Here is an 18,502-nt window from a genome sequence, read left to right as displayed (position 1 = left end):
CGCTCGGGCGACTCATTGCGCCACCGCTACCCACTCCCCGCGTTCGTCGCTCTCCTGGATCGCGCTGAGCACGCGCTGGACCGCCAGCCCATCGGCGAAGTCGGGGCTGTACGCCGACCCGTCGGCGACCGCCGAGAGGAACTCGGCGTTCTCGTGGACGAACGTGTGCTCCCAGCCGAGCGTGTGGCCCGGCGGCCACCAGTGCTCGAGGTAGGGGTCGTCGGCCTCGGTCACGAGCACGGTCTCGAACCCGCGGTTCGCCGGCCCCAGCACCTCGAGCTCGTTGAGCCGTTCGAGCGAGAAGCGAACGGCCCCCTCCGAGCCCTCGATCTCGACGGTGTGGTCGTTCTTCCGCCCCGGCGCGACCCGGGAGGCCTCGAGCGTCCCCGCGGCGCCGTTCTCGAAGCGGATCTGCGCGCTGTAGGCGTCGTCGACGGTGACCGCTTCGGTCCCCTGGCCCTCCGCGGCCGGTCGCTCGTCGACGTACGTCGTCGTAGGGCCGCTGACGCGCTCGATATCGCCGACGAGGAAGCGCGCGAGGTCGACCGTGTGCGCGCCGAGGTCGCCCAGCGCGCCGCTGCCGGCCCGTTCGGCGTCGGTTCGCCAGCTCGCCGGCGCCTCGGGGTCGACCAGCCAGTCCTGCAGGTAGCGGCCACGGAACCGGCGGATATCCCCGAGCTCGCCCGCCTCGATCAGCTCCTTCGCGTACTGGATCGCGGGCACGTAGCGGTAGTTGAACCCCACCCCTGCGGGAACGTCGGCGTCGGCCGCGGCGTCGGCCATCCGCTCGGCGCCCGCGAGCCTCGGCGCCAGCGGCTTCTCACAGAGCACCGGCGTCCCCGCCTCCAGCGCGGCGATCGTCGGCTCGGGGTGGACGTGGTTCGGGCCGAGGTTGTAGAACGCGTCCACGTCGTCGACGACCTCGCGCCAGTCCGTCGCGGTCCGCGCGAAGCCGAGCCGGTCAGCCGCCGCGGCGAGCGCCGCCTCGTCGCGACCGATCAGCACGTCGCGCTCGACCGCCGGCGCGTCGTCGACGAACATCGGCAGCCGCGCGACGGCGTTGGCGTGGGCCTTGCCCATGAACCCGTAGCCGAGCATCCCGATCGAGAGCGTCACGCGTCCGCCACCTCCCCCGTCGGCGGCGTCGACGGCGTCATCCCCACTCGAACCCGACGTGTCTGGCCCGCGTCGACGGTCGAAAACAGCGTGGTAGCGTCAGTCACACCACACGGTTGCGACCGACGCGTAAGAAATTTACTTACGTTCGAAAGAATAGTTCACAGCATGCGCCCGCACCGATCTCAGACGGTTCTCCTTCGAACGGTGCCGGCATGACCGCGTGGTACGCCGGCGTCGACCTCGGTGCGAGCAACATCAAGGCGGTCGTCGGCCCCGAGAGCGGCAGCGTCGTGAGCCGCGCGCGCCGGCGGACCCCTCGCGGCCCGGACGGCGACGCGGTCGCCGAGGCGATGGTCGCGGCGACCCGGGAGGCGCTCGACGACGCCGGCGTCGCCCCGGGCGAGATCGTCCGCGGGAGCGTCGCGTCGATCGGCCCGCTGGACAAGGCCGCCGGCGAGCTCGGGCGGTCGGCGAACCTCGGGCCGAACGTCGACCGCGTTCCGCTGTCCGCGCCGCTGTCGGAGCTGCTCGACGCGGAGGTGTCGGTGCTCAACGACGCCAACGCGGGCGTCGTCGGCGAGCGGTTCTACGCCGACCGGACGCCCGACGACATGGCGTACCTCACGATCTCCTCGGGCATCGGCGCCGGGGTCGCCGTCGACGGCCGGGTGCTCTCGGGCTGGGACGGCAACGCCGCGGAGGTCGGCCACAACACCGTCGAGATCGGCGGGCTCACCTGCGGCTGCGGCGCCGACGGCCACTGGGAGGCGTACTGCTCGGGCACGAACATCCCCCGACACGCGCGCCACGTTCACGAGACGGAGGGCGTGCCGACGGATCTCGACCTCGACGAGATCGACGCGAAAGACGTGTTCGAGGCCGCGGACGACCCACTCGCCGAGCGCGTGATCGAGCGGATGCAGGCGTACAACGCGGCCGGCGTCGCCGACCTCGTCCACGCGTACGCGCCGCTGGTGGTGTACGTCGGCGGCGCGGTCGCCCGCAACAACCCCGAGCAGGTCGTCGACCCGATCCGCGAGCGGCTGCCGGAGCTGGTGATGACGAACGTGCCGGAGGTCCGGCTCACGTCGCTGGGCGACGAGGCGACCGTCCGCGGCGCGCTGGCGGCCGCGATCACCGCCGGCCGGAACGACCGCTCGCAGCTCCGCCCCTAGGCGCGCTCGATCTCGATCCGGTGGGCCTCCACGTCCTCCAGCGCCGCGACGCGGCCGCCGACCCGGACCTGCTCCTCGCCCGTGTCGACGGTGAAGGCGGCGATCGACTCCTCGTCGTTGAGCGTCGTCTCGACCACCTCGCCCGCGACGTCCCGCGGCTCGCCCGTCAACACGTCCCGGCCCTCGACGCTCGCCCGGAGCGGCCCGGAGAGCGCCTGGAGCTCCTCGACACAGCGCCGGAGCGACGCGTAGCGCCGCGGCAGGTCGCGCTCGGGCGTCATCGCGAGCGTCTCCCCCGAGGCCCACAGCACCGTGGAGACGAACCCCGAGACGAGGAAGCCGAGCTCGGAGCGGTTGAACACGACGCCGTAGCGCTCGGGGCCGCCGCTGAGCGCGTCCCGAGTCGCGTACAGCGAGAACTCGCCGTCGGCGACCGCGGCGACGGGGGTCGTGATGCCGCGCCGGGAGCGGGCCGTCGTCGCCACGGCGGTGTACTCGTACTCGCCGGCCGCGGGCACGTCGGCGGCCGGCGACACCAGCAGTTCGATCGTGACACCGGCGTCGCGCTTCGCCCGGAGCGCGGACTCGAACTCCGCGAGCAGGTCGGGCGTCAGCGACAGCAGCAGCTCGTACTCCGCGGAGTCGATGATCTCCCGCAGGTAGCGCTCGATCGTCGCCGGCGACTTGATCAGCGTCACCGCCTCGGCGTCGCGGGCCGGCGCCGTGTAGCGCTGCTCGAGCCCGCTGACGAGCTCGTCCAGCGACGACCTGACGCCGCCGAACGCCTCCTCGGGGTCGACCGCGAGCACCTTCATCGGCCGTGACTCCTGGAGTTCGACGAAGCCGTGCTCCGCGAGGCTCCGGACGGTGTCGTACACGCGGGGTTGGGGGATGTCGGTCCGCTCGGCGATCTCGGTGGCGGAGAGCCGGCCGTGCTCGAGCACGGCCAGGTACGCCTCGATCTCGTACTCGCCGAAGTCGAACGTCTCCCCGACCCGCTCCAGCGACACGCGCAGGTCGTCGTCGTGCATACTCCGGGGATGCCCGCCCGGTCACATAAACACCGTTCGTCCGTCCCGCCGCCGGCCGGTGAAATAAACGTTCACTCGCTTCCGAATTCCCGTCCCGGTAGTTCCAAGGCGCCGGCTCCCCACCCCTCGCCCATGTCCGCTCCCGACCCCGGCGACGCCGACCCGCTCTCGCTGCGCGGCGTCGTCCCGCCGACCGTGACCGCGTTCGACGACGACGGCGCGCTCGACGCCGAGACGACCGCCGCCCACGCCCGCTTCGTCGTCGACCGCGGCGTCCACGGCGTGTTCCCGCTGGGGACCAACGGCGAGTTCGCGCTGCTCGGCCCCGAGGAGCGCGACGAGGTCGTCCGGGCCGTCGTCGACGAGGTCGGCGACGAGGTGCCGGTGATCGCCGGCGTCGGCGAACCCGCGACCCGCCGCACGGTCGAGCGCGCCCGGGCGGCCGAGGACGCGGGCGCCGACGGCGTCGTCGTCGTCACCCCGTACTACTACCCGCTGGACGGCGACGCCGCGGTCGCGCACTACCGCACCGTCTGTGCCGCCGTCGACTGCCCGGTGTACGTCTACCACATCCCCTCGAAGACCGGCAACGATCTCTCCCTCGAGACGCTCGCCGAGCTCGCAGAAATCGACAATCTCGCCGGCCTGAAGGACTCCTCGAAGGACGTGCCGTGGCTCGGGCAGGCTGTCGCCGCCCACGACGACCTCACCTTTCTCGCGGGGTCGGACTCGCTGCTCAAGCCCGGCCTCGACCTCGGCTGTACGGGGATGGTGTCGGCCGTCGCCAACGCGTTCCCCGAACTCGTCGTCGACCTGTACGACGCCTACGACGCCGGCGACCGCGAGCGCGCCGCGGAACTGCAGGAGCGCGTCTACGAGGTCCGGGACGCGATCAAGCGCGGCCCCTACATGGCCGGGGTGAAGGAGGCACTCGGCCACCGCGGTTTCGACGCCGGGCCGCTGCGCTCGCCGCTCCGGCGGATGGACGACGACGACAGCGCGGCGCTCCGGGAGGAACTGGCGGAGCTGGGTCTGTTGGAGTAATCTTTTACTACGCGTGTAGTAACCGTTCGGCATGGTCGACTACTCGGAGCTCCACGATCCGAACGCGGAGTACACGATGCGGGAGCTCTCGGCGGAGACGATGGGCGCCACCGGCGAGCGCGGCGGCGGGCGGGACGTCGAGATCACCGACGTGCAGACGGCGATGGTCGACGGCAACTTCCCGTGGACGCTCGTCCGGGTGTACACCGACGCCGGCGTCGTCGGCACGGGCGAGGCGTACTGGGGCGCCGGCGTGCCCGAACTGATCGAGCGCATGAAGCCGTTCCTGATCGGCGAGAACCCGCTGGACATCGACCGGCTGTACGAGCACCTGATCCAGAAGATGTCCGGCGAGGGCTCCGTCGAGGGCGTCACCGTCACCGCGATCTCCGGCATCGAGGTGGCGCTGCACGACCTCGCGGGGAAGATCCTCGACCTACCGGCGTACCAGCTCCTGGGCGGCAAGTACCGCGACGAAGTGCGCGTCTACTGCGACTGCCACACGGAGGAGGAAGCCGACCCCGAGGCCTGCGCCGACGAGGCCGAGCGCGTCGTCGAGGAGCTTGGCTACGACGCGCTGAAGTTCGACCTCGACGTGCCCAGCGGGCTGGAGAAGGACCGCGCGAACCGCCACCTGCGGCCGGGCGAAATCCGCCACAAGGTCGACATCGTCGAGGCGGTCACCGAGCGCGTGAAGGATCGCGCGGACGTGGCGTTCGACTGCCACTGGACGTTCTCCGGCGGCAGCGCCAAGCGCCTCGCCGAGAAGCTCGAACCGTACGACGTGTGGTGGCTCGAGGACCCCGTTCCCCCCGAGAACCTCGACGTGCAGGCGGAGGTCACCAAGTCGACGACGACGCCGATCACGGTCGGGGAGAACCGCTACCGCGTGACCGAGCTCCGCCGACTGATCGAGGACCAGGCCGTCGACATCGTCGCCCCGGACCTGCCGAAGGTCGGCGGGATGCGCGAGACCCGGAAGATCGCCGACGTGGCGAACCAGTACTACGTCCCCGTGGCGATGCACAACGTCGCCTCGCCGATCGCGACGGTCGCAGCGGCCCACGTCGCGCCGCCGTCCCGAACTCGCTAGCCGTCGAGTACCACTCCTACGAGCTCGGCTGGTGGGAGGAGCTGGTCGAGGAGGACGTGATCGTCGACGGCTCCATCGAGGTGCCCGAGCAGCCCGGCCTCGGCGTCACGCTCGACCTCGACGCCGTCGAGGAACACTTGGTCGAGGGCGAGGAACTGTTCGACCCCGTATGAGCCTGCCCGCCTTCGACGACGACCCCGCGCCGACGCTCGCGACGTTCGGCGAGAGCATGCTGCGGTACAGCCCGCCCGCCGGCGAGCGACTCGAGACGACCGACGACCTCGCGGTCCACGTCGGCGGCGCCGAGAGCAACGTCGCCGTCGCCGCGGGCCGACTCGGCTGCGACGCGGCGTGGCTGTCGAAGCTCCCCGACTCGCCGCTCGGCCGCCGGGTCGAGCGCGGCGTCCGCGAACACGGCGTCGAACCGCTCGTCGCGAGCGGCGAGGGCCGCGTGGGGACGTACTACCTCGAACCGGGCGGCGAGCCCCGCGGCACCTCGGTGGTGTACGACCGCGCGGACGCCGCCGTCCGGACGGCGACGCCCGACGAACTCGCGGTCGACCGCATCCGTGCGGCCGACGCGTTCTACACCAGCGGGATCACGCCCGCGCTCTCGGAGACGCTCGTCGAGACGATCGAGGAACTGCTCGTGGCTGCGGGCGAGGCCGGGGCGACCCGCGCGTTCGACCTCAACTACCGCGCGAAGCTCTGGGCGCCCGAGGAGGCCGCGGCGACGATCCGCCCGCTGCTCGACCACGTCGACGTGCTGGTCGTCGCCGATCGCGACGCCGCGACCGTCCTGGACCGCGACGGCGAGGCGGCGACGGTCGCCAGGAACCTCGCGGCCGACTACGGCTGCGACCTGGTCGTCGTCACCCGCGGCGACGCCGGTGCTGTCGCTGCACACGACGGCGAAACGTACGAACAGGACGCGCTGGCGACCGACACCGTCGACCCCGTCGGCACGGGCGACGCGTTCGTCGGCGGCCTGCTGGCGAGCCGGCTGGCCGGGGAGTCGGTCCCCGGGGCGCTCGAAGTCGCGGCCGCGACGGCGGCGCTGAAGCGAACCCTCGCCGGCGACGCCGCGGTCGTGACGCCCGACGAAGTCGCTGCGGTGCTGGAGGGCGGAGCGGGCGGGATCGACCGCTGAACGGGGCGTCGACGCTCAGTCGCCGTCGCCGACCCGGATCACCTGCAGCAGCGAGTACACCGGGACGCCGTCGACCTCGTCGAGCCCCTGTTTGTCCGCGAGCACGCCGCAGGCGACCGGCTCGCCGCCGCGGGCGCGCACGGCGTCGATCGTCTCCTGCATCGTCGTCCCCGAGGTGATCGTGTCGTCGACGATGTAGCAGTCCCGCTCGCGAACCTCCGCGAAGTTCCGGGAGAAGCCGCCCTCGAGGTCGTCGATGCTCCCCTCCTCCCACTGGTGTTTGCGCGGGGTGTACGTCGCGAGGTCGGTGTCCAGCTCCGTCGCGACGGTCGTCGCCAGCGGGCCGCCGGCCTTCTCGACGCCGACGGTGAGGTCCACGTCCTCGCCCTTCTTCGAGAGCAGGTCCGCCAGCGCCGCGGCGACGTGGCCCAGCCGGGCGGAGTCCCGGCCGACCGCCGACCAGTCGACGTGGATGTCGCCGGGGCCGCCGCTCTGGACCGGCGTCGCGCCGGCGCGCTCGACCAGCCAGGAGGCGGTCTGCCGGGAGACGTTGAGTTCGTCGGCGATCTCCCCCTTCGAGAACCCCCGGTCGGCGAGCGATCGCGCGTCCTCGATCAGGTCGTCGACGTTCTTCATGGGTGGGGTTCGACCGCCGTCTTGATAACGTCGCTGTCCAGCGCCGCCTCGAACCGGTCCATGGGGTAGACGTGCTCGGTGAAGGCGTCGACGATCGACGGCGGCAGCGCGTCCAGCCACTCGACGGCCCGCTCGAAGTGGCTGTACCCCGCGTTCACCGAGCCGATCAGGGCGCGGTTGCCGACGACCAGCTCGCGGTGGAGCTCGCCGAGTTCGACCGACGCCTCGTGGTCGCCGGGCACCCCCAGCAGCGCCGCGACGCCGTTCGGCGCCAGCGCGGCCGCGGCGCCGACGGCGTGTGGCGCGTGGCCGGTCGCCTCGACGACGAGGTCCATCGGTGCGTGGGCGTCCGGGATCTCGTCGACGGCGGTCTCCCGCGAGTCGACGTACGTCGCGCCGGCCTCGCGCGCCAGCTCGACCGCGGGGTCGTCGCGGTCCCGGCGACCCAGACAGTACACCTCCTCGAACCGGTCCTCCAGCACCGGGACCGTGAGCAGCCCCAACGAGCCCGTCCCGAGCACGAGCGCGCGCTCGCGCTCCCAGGTGAACGGCTCGCGGGAGGCCGCGACCAGCTCCAGGGCCTTCGCCGTGATCGACAGCGGCTCGACCAGGAAGCCCGCGGGCGCCAGCCGCTCGGGGAGCCGGAGGAGGAACTCGCTGGGGACGGCGACGTACTCGGCCATGAACCCGTCGGCGCCGTCGATGCCGCACTCGACGGTCGCGTCCATCGGCGCCATGTCGGGCTCGCCCCGCCGGAAGTACTCGTTGTAGTCCCCTGGCGGCCGCCGGACGGTCGGCACGACCGTCTCGCCGGGCTCGAACGCGGTCCCGTTGGGGTCGGCGACGCTGCCGACGGCCTCGTGGCCAAGCACCATCGACCCCGCGACCTCGCCGTGGGCGCCGGCGACGACCTCGCGGTCGGTGCCGTCGACGCCGACGCGGTCGATCCGGACCAGCACCTCGCCCGGCCCGGGCTCCGGCCGCGGCCGGTCGACGAGCCGCGGCGATCCGTTTTCCTCGAGTACGACTGCGTCCATGTCACCCCCTACCGCACAGCTGCACAAAACGTTTATCCTATAGTGAGTAAACTTTTGAGCCATGCGAAACCGCGACCGCCCCGGCGTCGACCACCGCGAACGGCTCGACCGGCTCTACGACGAGTTCGACACCGCGTCGATCCGCTCCCTGCGTGACTTCGTGGAGCTGTTCCCGCCGGTCGACTCGACGGCGGCGCTGGAGCGGTGGGAGACCGCCCGCGCGGACTACGAGAGCCGGAACGCCCGCGTCGCCGACGCCTTCGGCGACGCCTACGCCGAGATCGCCGGCCGCGCGACTCGGGAGACGGCGACACGGGCGGTCGACCTCTGGGAGCGGGAAGGGCGGGCGGTCAACGCGCTCGTACTCGACGTGGACGAGACGCTGCGCTCGGCCGGCGGGACGGACAACGAGATCCCCCGCGAGACGCTGCACCTGCTCACGGAGCTCCACGACGCCGGCGTGCCGATCGTCATCTGCACCGGCCAGACCCTGGAGAACGTGAAGGGGTTTCTCGTCCAGGGGCTCGGAAGCGAACTGGTCCACTCCGGCGAGCTCTCGGTGGTGTACGAGGCCGGCAACGGCGTGTTCACGCCCGGCCACGGCTCCGACACCAAGCAGCTGCTGTACGAGGAGCTCGCGCCGTCGGTCCGCCGCGTGTTCGAGCAGGTGCGCTCGAGCGCGCTCGGCGACGCGCCGACGGCGGTCGCGCGGGGCTGTCACCTGCAGGGCAACGAGTTCAGCGTCACGCTCAAACCCAACCACGAGACCGGCAGCGACGACGCGCGGGCGGTGATCGACGAGGCGCTGCGCCACCAGATCGACTCGCTCGGCCGCGCGGTCGCCGAGGAGACGGGCATCGAGGGCGACGCCGCGGGCTGGGCCCGGTCGTTCTACGCGAGCGCCGACGACGAGATCGCGGCCGTGCTGGACCGCGTCGACGCGCCCGTCCCGAGACGTGTCGACGTGCCGGAGCCGGCCCGGGAGCTGTTCGAGCGCGTCGACGTTGGCTACTACGAGGCCGACGCCGCGGAGATCACCTCGCTCGAACTCGACAAGGTCGCCGGCGTCGAGGCCGCCTTCGACGTGCTCGGGATCGACGACCCGTTCGCGCTCGTCATGGGCGACTCGAAGTCCGACCTGCGCGTGATGGAGTGGGTCGACCGCCACGACGCCGGCATCGCGGGCGCGCCCGAGCACGCCTCTGAGGTCGTGCTCGACCACGTGCGGGAGACCGACGGCCTGCTGTTCGACCGCGGCGACGCCGGGACGCCGCTGCGCACGGTGCTCGCGCTGAACCAGCTCGCGGCGATCGAGACCGAGCGTCGCCGCTGACCCGCCGTTACCACTCCGTCAGCGCGCCCCGGCCGTGGAAGTGTGTCAGCACGACCGCGAACGTCACCGCGCCCGTGATCGCGAACGCGCCGCCGACGAAGAACACCGTCTCGATCCCGTACCGGCTCCAGAGCCAGCCGGCCAGCACTGGGCCGAGCACGCTCCCCGGGCGCCAGACGAGCTCGCGGATGCCGAAGCTGGCGGCGATCCCGCCCTCGTCGGCGCCCTCGTCGGCGAACAGCGCCATGCTGGCGGGCTCGCGGAACGCGTCGACGACGCCGAGCAGGCCGTTGATCACGAGCAGCGGCACGAACGCCGGGCCGAGCTTCCCGAGCAGCGAGTAGCCCGCGCCGACCCCCGTCAGGTCGCTGAGCAGCGACGGGACGATCAGTTCGTACGTCCCGGGGAGCCCGATCGCGCCGCCGATGGCCGGGGTGAACGGCACCGCGAGCGCGACGAGCCCGTAGGCGCCGCCGCCGGCGAACACGAACAGCGAGCGACCGTAGCTGTCCGACAGCCGGCCGGTGAACGGCTGGCAGAGCATGTTGGTTAGCTTCTCCGCGACGAGGACGAACGCGACCGCGAGCCCGGCGTACGCCAGCCCGCCCCGGGCCGCCGAGACGCCGGCGTAGATCGCCACCCACGACCGGACCACGGTGACGGCGACGGCGTACTGCGCGCGGAACGAGGTCAGGGTGATGATGCGCTCGTTGAGCGCCAGCCCCGCGAACGGGTTGCCGTACGACCGGCTCTCGTCGGCCGGGAGGTAGAGCCAGACGCCCGCGAGCCCGAGCGCGAAGGCGACGACGATCACCGTGTAGATCGGCGTGAACCCGACGACCTGGTACAGCCCGCCCGCGATGATCATCCCGAGGATCGACGCCAGGAAGCGCACGGAGTTGGCTTTCCCGATGGCGTTGGCGCGCTCGCCGTGGTCGGCGAGCTCGCCGACCAGCGAGAGCGTCATCAGCCCCGAGCCGGTGACGGCGACGCCCTGCAGCGCGCGGACGCCGATGAACGCCGTGCTGTCGGCGAAGCTCGTCGCGAGTTCGACGCCGACCAGCGACGCCGCGGCGGCGACGGCGTCGCCGATGGGCTGGACGTTCGCGAACGCGACGTAGGCGAGCACGCTCACGCTCAGCACCGCGAGCAGCACCTTCTTCTTGTCGTAGCGGTCGCCCGCCCACGCCAGCGGGATCACGACGATCGTCTGGGCCAGCGTGAACCCGGTGATGAACAGCCCGCCCATGAAGTCCGAGGCGTTCAGCACCTCGATGTAGAACGGGATCAGCAGCGCGAGCGTCGAGTAGCCGAACCCCGTGGCGAACCGCGAGAGGTAGAGCGACCAGAACTGCAGGCGTTGCTCGTTCACACGCCGACTGCGTGTGAGCCTCGAAAAGGGGTTTCGTTTCGATACGCGGTGGTAGCCGGCGTCGGGCTGCAGAAAAAGGGGGGGGGCGGCGACGTTACTCGCGGCGCGCGAGGAAGCCGGCGCCGATCAGCGCGAGCAGCGCGGCGACGACGCCGAAGCCGGGCGCCGACGTGCTCGTCTCGGTCGGCGTGTCAGTCGTGGTCGGGCTGCCCGTGGCCTGGGTCGTGCCCGTCCAGCTCTCGTTCAGCCCGGCCGCCTCGGAGCTGATGCTGAGCGTGTACTCCTCGTTCGCGTCGAACGTGAAGAAGGAGAACTGGCCGGTCGCGCGACCGTTCTCGTCGACGGTGACCTGCGTCGTGGTCTCGGCGCCGGTGTCGTCGCCGGTGCCGGAGACCAGCGAGAACGTCAGCGAGGTGCCGGGCGCGAGCGTCGTCGCGACCTGGTAGTTGACGACCTCGCCGGCGGGCGCCTCGCTCACGCCGTCGAGGAAGTTGACCTTCGGCTCGACGACGCCGAACGTCGCGGTGCGGGTGTAGTTCTCGCCGTCGGTGACGTCGTCGGTCAGCGTCGCCGACGCGGTGAAGCTGTCGCCGACAGCGGCGACCGAGCTCGCGTTGCCCTGCTGGAACTCCGTCTCCGCCAGGTCGAGCGCGACGTACACCGCGCCCTCGGTGGCGTTGACGGCGACGCCCTCGGTGTCGGCGGCCGCGTCGAGCGTCTTCGCGGACTCGTTGGCCCCGACGCTGCTCTGGGTCTGCTGGAGATCAAGCTCTAGCTCGTCGCCCAGCAGCGTGCCGTCGTCGTCGGCCGCGGCGGGCACGCCGGCGGCGTCGAGCCGGAGCACCACCACGTCGCTGGCGGCGACGATGCTGTTGGTCGGGTCGGACTGGGTGCCGGCCTCGGCGGCGGCGGACGCGGAGGTGGTCGCGGGCGCCGCGGTCACCGTGAGGTCACCGACGGCGTCGGACTCGACCGGTGCGGTCGCGGCCGCCGCGGGTGCGACGGCTGCGAGAAGCAGTACGAACGCGAGCGATAGAGCGGTGTACCGTGTGTTCATGGTTGGTGATGGCCCGCGCTACTCGCCGTGGCGTCTCGGGGTGGGTCTGCAGCCGCTAGGGGTGGACGCCGTGGGAGGGCGAGCGGAGCGGAGCCGGACCGAGCGAATCGGTCGCTGTCCGTTGGTTCGTGTGGTCGAACTAAACGGTTCCTTTCCGGACGCCGTCTGGGAGACGTTACCCCGGCTGTACCGGCAGCGTTTGCCAGGCCAGTAGTTTCACGGCGCTCCCGGCCGACCCGTGCCCATGACGCTGTTCTGGCATCGGCGCGATCTGCGGGCGAGCGACAACCGGGGGCTGGCGGCGGCCGCCGACGACGCCGACGCGGTCGTGCCCGTCTTCGTGTTCGACGACGCCGTGCTCGAGCACGCCGGCGACGCCCGGGTGCGGTTCATGCTCGACTCGCTCGCCGCACTCCGCGAGGCGTACCGCGAGCGCGGGAGCGACCTCGTCGTCGCTCGGGGGGACCCGGCGGAACTGCTGCCCGCGCTGGCGGCGGCCGTCGACGCCGGGACGGTCCACTGGAACGCGGACTACTCCGGGCTCGCACAGGAGCGCGACGCGCGGGTGGCGGACGCGCTCGCGGCCGCGGGCGTCGACGCCGAGACCCACCACGACGCGGTGCTCCACGAACCCGGGACGATCCGGACGAACGCCGGGGAGCCGTACTCCGTCTACACGTACTTCTGGAAGAAGTGGCGCGACCGCGAGAAGCCCGACCCGTTCCCGGCGCCCGACGGCAGTGATCTCGCCGACGGCGCGGTGCTCGACCCGGACCTGCTCGCGACCGACGACTCGGACGGGTCCCGCCTCGACGACGCGCTCCGTTCGAGCCTGCCGTCGATCGACGACCTCGGCTTCGCGGAGCCGGACGCCGACGTGCAGGCCGGGGGAACTGCGGCCGCAAACGACCGGCTCGAGGAGTTCTGCGACGAGGCGATCTTCAGCTACGAGTCCGAACGCGAGTACCCCGCCCGGTCCGGGAGCTCCCGGCTCTCGCCCCACCTAAAGTTCGGCACGATCGGCCTCCGAACCGTCTACGAGGCGACCGAGGCGGCGATGGCCGAGGCGGAAGCGCGGGACGACGCGAACGACGACTACGACGCCGAGGCGGACGAGGACGAACTGGGCCCCGCCCAGGAGAGCGTGCAGACGTTCCAGTCTCAGCTGGCCTGGCGGGAGTTCTACGCGCAGGTGCTCTACTTCAACCCGGAGGTCGTCGCGGCGAACTACAAGGAGTACGAGGAGCCGATCGAGTGGCGCGACGACCCCGAGGAGCTCGCGGCGTGGAAAGCCGGCGAGACGGGCTACCCGATCGTCGACGCGGGATGCGCCAGCTCCGCGCGGAGGCGTGGATGCACAACCGCGTGCGCATGATCGTCGCCTCGTTCCTCACGAAGGACCTGCTCTGTGACTGGCGCGCGGGCTACGACCACTTCCGGGAGCACCTCGCGGACCACGACACCGCCAACGACACCGGCGGCTGGCAGTGGGCGGCGTCGACGGGCACCGACGCCCAGCCGTACTTCCGGATCTTCAACCCGGCCACGCAGGGCGAGCGCTACGACCCCGACGCCGAGTACATCCGGGAGTACGTGCCGGAACTCCGGGGCGTCGACGCCGACGCGATCCACGATTGGCCGGAGCTGAGCGACGAGGAACGCGCGGAACTGGCGCCCGACTACCCCGACCCCATCGTCGACCACAGCCAGCGCCGGGAGCAGGCGCTGGCGATGTACGAGCGGGCGCGGGGGGAGGAGCCGGAGGAGGAGTAGGGATTTCTAGTCGGCTACGGCGTCAAGCTAGTTGCAGCGTTCCGAGGGTCGCTGCTGGTCACGCGCCGTGTTTGGCTCTCACACAGCCACGGCATAGGCTCCCTGCAGCGGTCCGGAGACCGCTGCCGGTCGCGAGCCGTGGTTTGGCTCTACACAGCCACGGCATCGAGCTTCGTGCAGCGACCCGTCGGTCGCTGCTGGGCACGAGCCGTGGTTTGGCTCTCACACAGCCACGGCATCATGCTCCCTGCAGCGGTCCGGAGACCGCTGCTGGGCACGCGCCGTGGCTGGCTAGCCGTGCGTTGCGGTATCCGTCGTCCCCAGAATCGTCTCACAGTGGGGACACTGCCAGACCACCGGTTCGCCCCAGTCGGCGTCGATGAACGCGCGCTCGAGTTTCCGCACCTCCCGCTCGCAGGACGGACAGTTGGTCATGGTTCGGCTCCCGGCGCGCCATGATTAACCGTTTCCCTCGCGGAACCGCCCGCACCCGCCGCCGTCGCGCTTTTGCGCGCCGGCCACGCAGGGAGTTGCATGACGACACGCATCGACGTGCTGCTGTACGACGGGTTCGACGAACTCGACGCCGTCGGCCCGTTCGAGGTGTTCCAGAACGCCGCCCGCGCCGGCGCCGACTGCGCTGTCTCCCTGGTCACGGCCGAGCCGCGGGAGCGCGTCACCGCGAGCCACGGCCTCGACGTGGGCGTCGACGGCACGCTCGCCGACCCCGACGCGGCCGACGCGCCGGACCTGCTCGTGGTGCCGGGCGGCGGGTGGTCCGCCGGCGAGGGCGGGGTCCGCCGGGAGTACGACGCCGGCGACCTCCCGCCCCGGATCGCCGCCCACCACGACGCGGGCGCGACGGTCGCCTCGGTCTGTACCGGCGCGATGCTGCTCGAACGCGCCGGGCTCCTCGGCGACGGCCCCGCGATCACCCACCAGTCGGCGGTCGAGGACCTCCGGGCGGCCGGCGTCGAGGTGCCCGACGCTCGCGTCGTCGACACCGGGAGCGTGCTGACCGCCGGCGGGGTCACCAGCGGGATCGACCTCGCGCTCTACCTCGTCGAGCGGGAGTTCGGCGCCGACGTGGCCGCGGACGTGGCGACGACACTCGAGTACGAGCGCCGGGGGGACGTGCTCGTCGACCGCTAATCACGCGCGATCGCGATCCAGACGGCGGCCGCGGCGGCGGTCGTGAGCACCGCGAGGCCGATCCAGCCCGCGTCGTACCCCACGCTCCCGGCGACCGTGCCGAACAGCGGCGGCGCGACGAGGCCGCCCGCGTTGAGCGCGGTCTGTCCGCCCGCCGTCGCCGCGCCGACCTCGTCGTCGTCGACGAGCGCGGTCATGGTCGCGTAGTACACCCCGGGGAACCCGAGGATGGAGAGGCCCAGGAACCCGAACGCCAGCCACGTCGCCGTCCGGCCGCCGGCGACGACGACGGCGAGGAAGCCGAGGCCGGCGAGTGCGGCCTGGGCGGCGAGGACGAGCGCCGGTCCGCGGGTGGGTCGGCCCGGGATGCGGTCGGCCAGCTCCCCGCCCGCGAGCCGGCCCAGGCTCCCCGTCACCTGCACCGTCGCGAGCACGGCGCCGCCGACGCTCGCGGTGGCGGCGACGGTGTCGGTGACGTGGGGGACGACGTAGCTGGTGGTCGTGAACACTGCGGCGCCGAGGAAGAACCCGGAGACGAGCAGCCCGCGGTACGCGCGGTCGTCGAGCAGCGAGCGCACGTCGGGCACCGAGAGCGACCCGCTCGCGGGCATCCCCTCGTACCGCAGTGCGGTGACAGCGGCGACGACGACCGCCAGCGCGGCGCCAGCGAGGAACGCGGCCTGCCAATCGAACCGGACGATCCCCAGCACGGCCGCGGCGTCGGTCGTGGCCATCCACGCGATCAGGAGCGCGGCGACGGCGCTGCCAGCGGTGACGCCGACCTGCTTGACGTTCATCGCCAGCGCCTGCCGGCCCGGGGGTGCGACGTTGATCGCCGCCCGGTTGGTCGCGGGCATCGCCGTCGCGTACGCGAAGCCGACGAACAGCAGCGCCACGAGGAGGATCGGGAACGTCGGGGCGACGGCGACGAAGGCCATCCCGGCCGCCAGCGCGAGCAGCCCGTACACCAGCAGCGGCCGCTCGCCGAACGCGTCGGTGGCGGCGCCGGTGCCGAACAGCAGCGCGGTGTACCCCAGCATCACCGCGGTGACGGTCAGCCCCGTCACGCCGAGGGAGACGCCGAACCCCTCGCGCACGAACGCGGTGGCGGCGAACACCGTGTAGAAACAGAGGCTGGCGGTGAACTGCCAGCCCGAGACGAGCGAGACGCCGCGCCAGCCCATACCCGCCCTGCGGCACAGCCACGTAAGTGCGTGCCCGTTCCGGCACGGGCTGCTGGTCTCTCGGAACCGGCGCGTGCGCCACGCTACCAAACGTTTCCTCAAGATTTAACATGAACCGCAACCCAACAAACGACTGGTGATTCACCGATGACTGAGTACGAACTACCGCCGCTCCCGTACGACTACGACGCGCTGGAACCGTCCATCTCCGAGCAGGTGCTGACGTGGCATCACGACACCCACCACCAGGGGTACGTCAACGGCTGGAACAGCGCCGAGGAGACGCTCGCGGAGAACCGCGACGCGGGCGAGTTCGGCTCCTCCGCCGGCGCGATCCGCGACGTGACCCACAACGGCTCGGGTCACATCCTCCACGACCTGTTCTGGAAGAACATGAGCCCCGAGGGCGGCGACGAGCCCTCGGGCTCCCTCCGTGACCGGATCGAGGAGGACTTCGGCTCCTACGAGGCCTGGAAGGGCGAGTTCGAGGCCGCTGCCGGCGCCGCCAGCGGCTGGGCGCTGCTGGTGTACGACTCCTACAGCAACCAGCTGCGGAACGTCGTCGTCGACAAGCACGACCAGGGCGCGCTGTGGGGGAGCCACCCCATCCTCGCGCTGGACGTGTGGGAGCACTCCTACTACTACGACTACGGTCCCGCTCGCGGGGACTTCGTCGACGCGTTCTTCGACGTGGTCGACTGGGACGAGCCTGCCGCGCGGTACGAGCAGGCCGTCGAGCTGTTCGAGTAGACCCGCTACTCTCGCGTAGCAAGAAGCCGGAACGCGTCGCCGTCCCGATTTCTTTCAGGACTCGCCCCATAGCGACGCTGCCGTCGACGCCGGACCAGTAGCGTTTACGCCGTCCCGTCCGAACCCCGGCGTATGCCACGCGCCAAGGAGAGTTTCGACCGCCTCCACCCCTGTGACTTCTACACGCCCGAGGAGCTACTCGTCGAGGACCAGATGTACACGGTGTACGAGATCGCTCGGCTGCTCCAGGGGCTCGAACCGGACGCCGAGATCGACGAGGAGACCGAGGCGGTGCTGCTGGACTGGGCGATCCCGTGGGTGATGAACAACGCCGACGATCTCGTCGTCGCCGAGCCGCCCGCCGACGACGCCCCCGGCTACTACGGGCTGCGACGACCGACCGACCTCGACGACGCCGACGACGAGTAGCTCGCCGCGACCGATTACTCCCCGAACAGCGACTCGTAGCGCTCGTTAGCGGCGCGTGCGCCCCGGCGGAGGTAGCCGATGTCGGTGCCCGCGATCAGGTAGTCGAGCCCGCGGTCGTGCCAGGCGTCGATCTCCGCGGGACTGGTCGCGAGCGTCCCGACGGGAACCTCAGCGGCCGCGCCCGCGTCCAGCACGCGGTCGAGCGCGTCGCGGAACGCCGGAGCGTCGTACTCGCCGAAGCAGCCCAGATCCGCCGAGAGGTCGGCGGGCCCGACGAACAGCGTGTCGACGCCGTCGACGCGGGCGATCGCCTCGGCGTGCTCGACGCCGGCGGCGGACTCGATCTGTGGCAGCACCGCGACGGCGTCGTTGGCCGCGGTGAAGGACTCGTCGAGGGTGGCGCCGTAGCCGTTCGCGCGGCTGCCGGCGACGCCGCGCTCGCCGTCGGGCGGGTAGCGCGCGGCCGACACCAGCGCCTCGGCCTCGGCGGCGCTCTCGATCCGGGGCGCCATCACGCCCGCGGCGCCGAGATCCAGCGCCCGCTTCACCTGCGTGGCGTCGTTCTCGGGCACCCGGACCACCGTGTCGGTGTCGCCCGCGGCGTCGACGGCGCGCACGAGGTTCCCCGCGCTCTCGACGGACAGCGGCGTGTGTTCGGTGTCGACGACGACGAAGTCGAGCTCGAGGGCGCCGACGATCTCGGCGGCGGCGGGCGAGCCCAGCGACACCCAGCTCCCGATCGGGGCGTCGCCTGCGGTGAGCTGCTCCCGGAGCGTCATCTCCTCGGTTCGGTCGTGGCTGGTCATGGCTGGGGTGGCGTCCGCGACGGGCAAAAGTCGGCGGGTTCCGGCCAACACGGTAGCTGGCCAGCTAAACGATCTGTGAGAGTGGCCGGGGCGGGCTCGAACTTCCGGGAGAGCGGCGCTCTCCCGTATCGCCGTTCACGCCGCGAGGCGCCGTTCACGGCGACCGTTCCGGGTTCTCCGCCCGCGACGGCCCGACAACGGTTCTCGGACTCCTCGTTCACACCGTTCGCTCGTCGTCGTCGAGAACCGTGAGAATGGCCGGGGCGGGCTCCGAACATGATGTTTACATGGCCCGCAGGTGAGCGTAGTCGTATGACCGACCAGCCGAAGACAGCCATCAAGCGCAACGTTGAGCGCTGTC

Annotated in this window: 16 protein-coding genes and 2 pseudogenes; 9 read left to right on the top strand and 9 right to left on the bottom strand. The window is 71.7% G+C overall.

Annotation, left to right across the window (positions count from 1 at the left end):
• Positions 1 to 12: 12 nt before the first annotated feature.
• Positions 13 to 1,116: a Gfo/Idh/MocA family protein gene (locus ACP95_RS07310; protein WP_049980574.1), complete on the bottom strand. Its 1,104-nt coding sequence runs from the start codon at positions 1,114 to 1,116 to the stop codon at positions 13 to 15.
• A 215-nt stretch (positions 1,117 to 1,331) separates the two neighbouring features.
• On the opposite strand from ACP95_RS07310, the gene ACP95_RS07305 reads away from it, so the two are divergent.
• The gene (locus ACP95_RS07305; protein WP_049980573.1) at positions 1,332 to 2,294 is read left to right on the top strand and encodes an ROK family protein; all 963 of its coding nucleotides are present in this window, start codon (positions 1,332 to 1,334) and stop codon (positions 2,292 to 2,294) included.
• On the opposite strand, the gene trmB is transcribed toward ACP95_RS07305, so the two are convergent.
• A complete protein-coding gene (gene trmB / locus ACP95_RS07300) occupies positions 2,291 to 3,325 on the bottom strand; it encodes an HTH-type sugar sensing transcriptional regulator TrmB (RefSeq protein WP_049980572.1) in 1,035 nt (344 codons plus the stop codon). The genes ACP95_RS07305 and trmB overlap by 4 nt on opposite strands.
• A 132-nt stretch (positions 3,326 to 3,457) precedes the next feature.
• Between trmB and ACP95_RS07295 the strand changes: the two genes are divergently transcribed.
• The 3 genes and pseudogenes from ACP95_RS07295 (at position 3,458) to kdgK1 (ending at position 6,612) form a co-directional block, all read left to right on the top strand.
• Complete coding sequence (locus ACP95_RS07295; protein ID WP_049980571.1) at positions 3,458 to 4,369, top strand: dihydrodipicolinate synthase family protein; 912 nt, start codon at positions 3,458 to 3,460, stop codon at positions 4,367 to 4,369.
• Between the two features lie 31 nt (positions 4,370 to 4,400).
• Positions 4,401 to 5,635: pseudogene (locus ACP95_RS07290) on the top strand (mandelate racemase/muconate lactonizing enzyme family protein).
• Complete coding sequence (gene kdgK1, locus ACP95_RS07285; protein ID WP_049980570.1) at positions 5,632 to 6,612, top strand: bifunctional 2-dehydro-3-deoxygluconokinase/2-dehydro-3-deoxygalactonokinase; 981 nt, start codon at positions 5,632 to 5,634, stop codon at positions 6,610 to 6,612. Before ACP95_RS07290 ends, kdgK1 begins: the two are co-directional and overlap by 4 nt.
• Before the next feature lie 15 nt (positions 6,613 to 6,627).
• Here kdgK1 and gfcR read toward each other — a convergent pair whose 3' ends face one another.
• Positions 6,628 to 7,248, bottom strand: coding sequence for a transcriptional regulator GfcR (gene gfcR / locus ACP95_RS07280; RefSeq protein WP_049980569.1), 621 nt, complete (start codon positions 7,246 to 7,248; stop codon positions 6,628 to 6,630).
• Entirely contained in the window at positions 7,245 to 8,285 is a 1,041-nt protein-coding gene (locus ACP95_RS07275) for an alcohol dehydrogenase catalytic domain-containing protein (RefSeq protein ID WP_049980568.1), read from the bottom strand. The genes gfcR and ACP95_RS07275 overlap by 4 nt, the downstream gene beginning before the upstream one ends.
• Before the next feature lie 61 nt (positions 8,286 to 8,346).
• Here ACP95_RS07275 and ACP95_RS07270 point away from each other — a divergent pair, with 61 nt between their 5' ends.
• Positions 8,347 to 9,618, top strand: a complete 1,272-nt coding sequence (locus ACP95_RS07270; protein WP_049980567.1) for an HAD family hydrolase — start codon at positions 8,347 to 8,349, stop codon at positions 9,616 to 9,618.
• A 7-nt stretch (positions 9,619 to 9,625) separates the two neighbouring features.
• On the opposite strand, the gene ACP95_RS07265 is transcribed toward ACP95_RS07270, so the two are convergent.
• Both ACP95_RS07265 and ACP95_RS07260 read right to left on the bottom strand, forming a co-directional pair.
• Entirely contained in the window at positions 9,626 to 10,990 is a 1,365-nt protein-coding gene (locus ACP95_RS07265; protein ID WP_049980566.1) for an MFS transporter, read from the bottom strand.
• Between the two features lie 94 nt (positions 10,991 to 11,084).
• Positions 11,085 to 12,047, bottom strand: a complete 963-nt coding sequence (locus ACP95_RS07260; RefSeq protein ID WP_049980565.1) for a PGF-CTERM sorting domain-containing protein — start codon at positions 12,045 to 12,047, stop codon at positions 11,085 to 11,087.
• A gap of 244 nt (positions 12,048 to 12,291) precedes the next feature.
• On the opposite strand from ACP95_RS07260, the pseudogene ACP95_RS07255 reads away from it, so the two are divergent.
• A pseudogene (locus tag ACP95_RS07255) lies at positions 12,292 to 13,820 on the top strand (cryptochrome/photolyase family protein).
• A gap of 291 nt (positions 13,821 to 14,111) precedes the next feature.
• Here ACP95_RS07255 and ACP95_RS15700 read toward each other — a convergent pair.
• Positions 14,112 to 14,255, bottom strand: coding sequence for a hypothetical protein (locus ACP95_RS15700; protein ID WP_154018489.1), 144 nt, complete (start codon positions 14,253 to 14,255; stop codon positions 14,112 to 14,114).
• Between the two features lie 99 nt (positions 14,256 to 14,354).
• Between ACP95_RS15700 and ACP95_RS07250 the strand changes: the two genes are divergently transcribed.
• Entirely contained in the window at positions 14,355 to 14,972 is a 618-nt protein-coding gene (locus ACP95_RS07250) for a DJ-1/PfpI family protein (RefSeq protein ID WP_049980564.1), read from the top strand.
• Here the strand turns inward: ACP95_RS07250 and ACP95_RS07245 are convergent.
• A complete protein-coding gene (locus tag ACP95_RS07245) occupies positions 14,969 to 16,156 on the bottom strand; it encodes an MFS transporter (RefSeq protein ID WP_049980563.1) in 1,188 nt (395 codons plus the stop codon). The two genes, ACP95_RS07250 and ACP95_RS07245, sit on opposite strands and share 4 nt — an antisense overlap.
• A 147-nt stretch (positions 16,157 to 16,303) precedes the next feature.
• On the opposite strand from ACP95_RS07245, the gene sod reads away from it, so the two are divergent.
• Positions 16,304 to 16,906, top strand: a complete 603-nt coding sequence (gene sod / locus ACP95_RS07240) for a superoxide dismutase (RefSeq protein WP_049980562.1) — start codon at positions 16,304 to 16,306, stop codon at positions 16,904 to 16,906.
• Between the two features lie 132 nt (positions 16,907 to 17,038).
• Positions 17,039 to 17,335 carry a DUF5827 family protein gene (locus tag ACP95_RS07235; protein WP_049980561.1) on the top strand — a complete coding sequence of 99 codons (297 nt, stop codon included), beginning with the start codon at positions 17,039 to 17,041 and terminating at the stop codon, positions 17,333 to 17,335.
• 14 nt (positions 17,336 to 17,349) lie between these two features.
• On the opposite strand, the gene ACP95_RS07230 is transcribed toward ACP95_RS07235, so the two are convergent.
• Positions 17,350 to 18,141, bottom strand: coding sequence for an HpcH/HpaI aldolase family protein (locus tag ACP95_RS07230; RefSeq protein ID WP_082224615.1), 792 nt, complete (start codon positions 18,139 to 18,141; stop codon positions 17,350 to 17,352).
• Positions 18,142 to 18,502: the final 361 nt, after the last annotated feature.

This window comes from Halolamina rubra (genome assembly GCF_000739555.1).
Taxonomy (GTDB): Archaea; Halobacteriota; Halobacteria; order Halobacteriales; family Haloferacaceae; genus Halolamina; species Halolamina rubra.
This window is presented reverse-complemented; position numbering and strand designations above follow the sequence as displayed.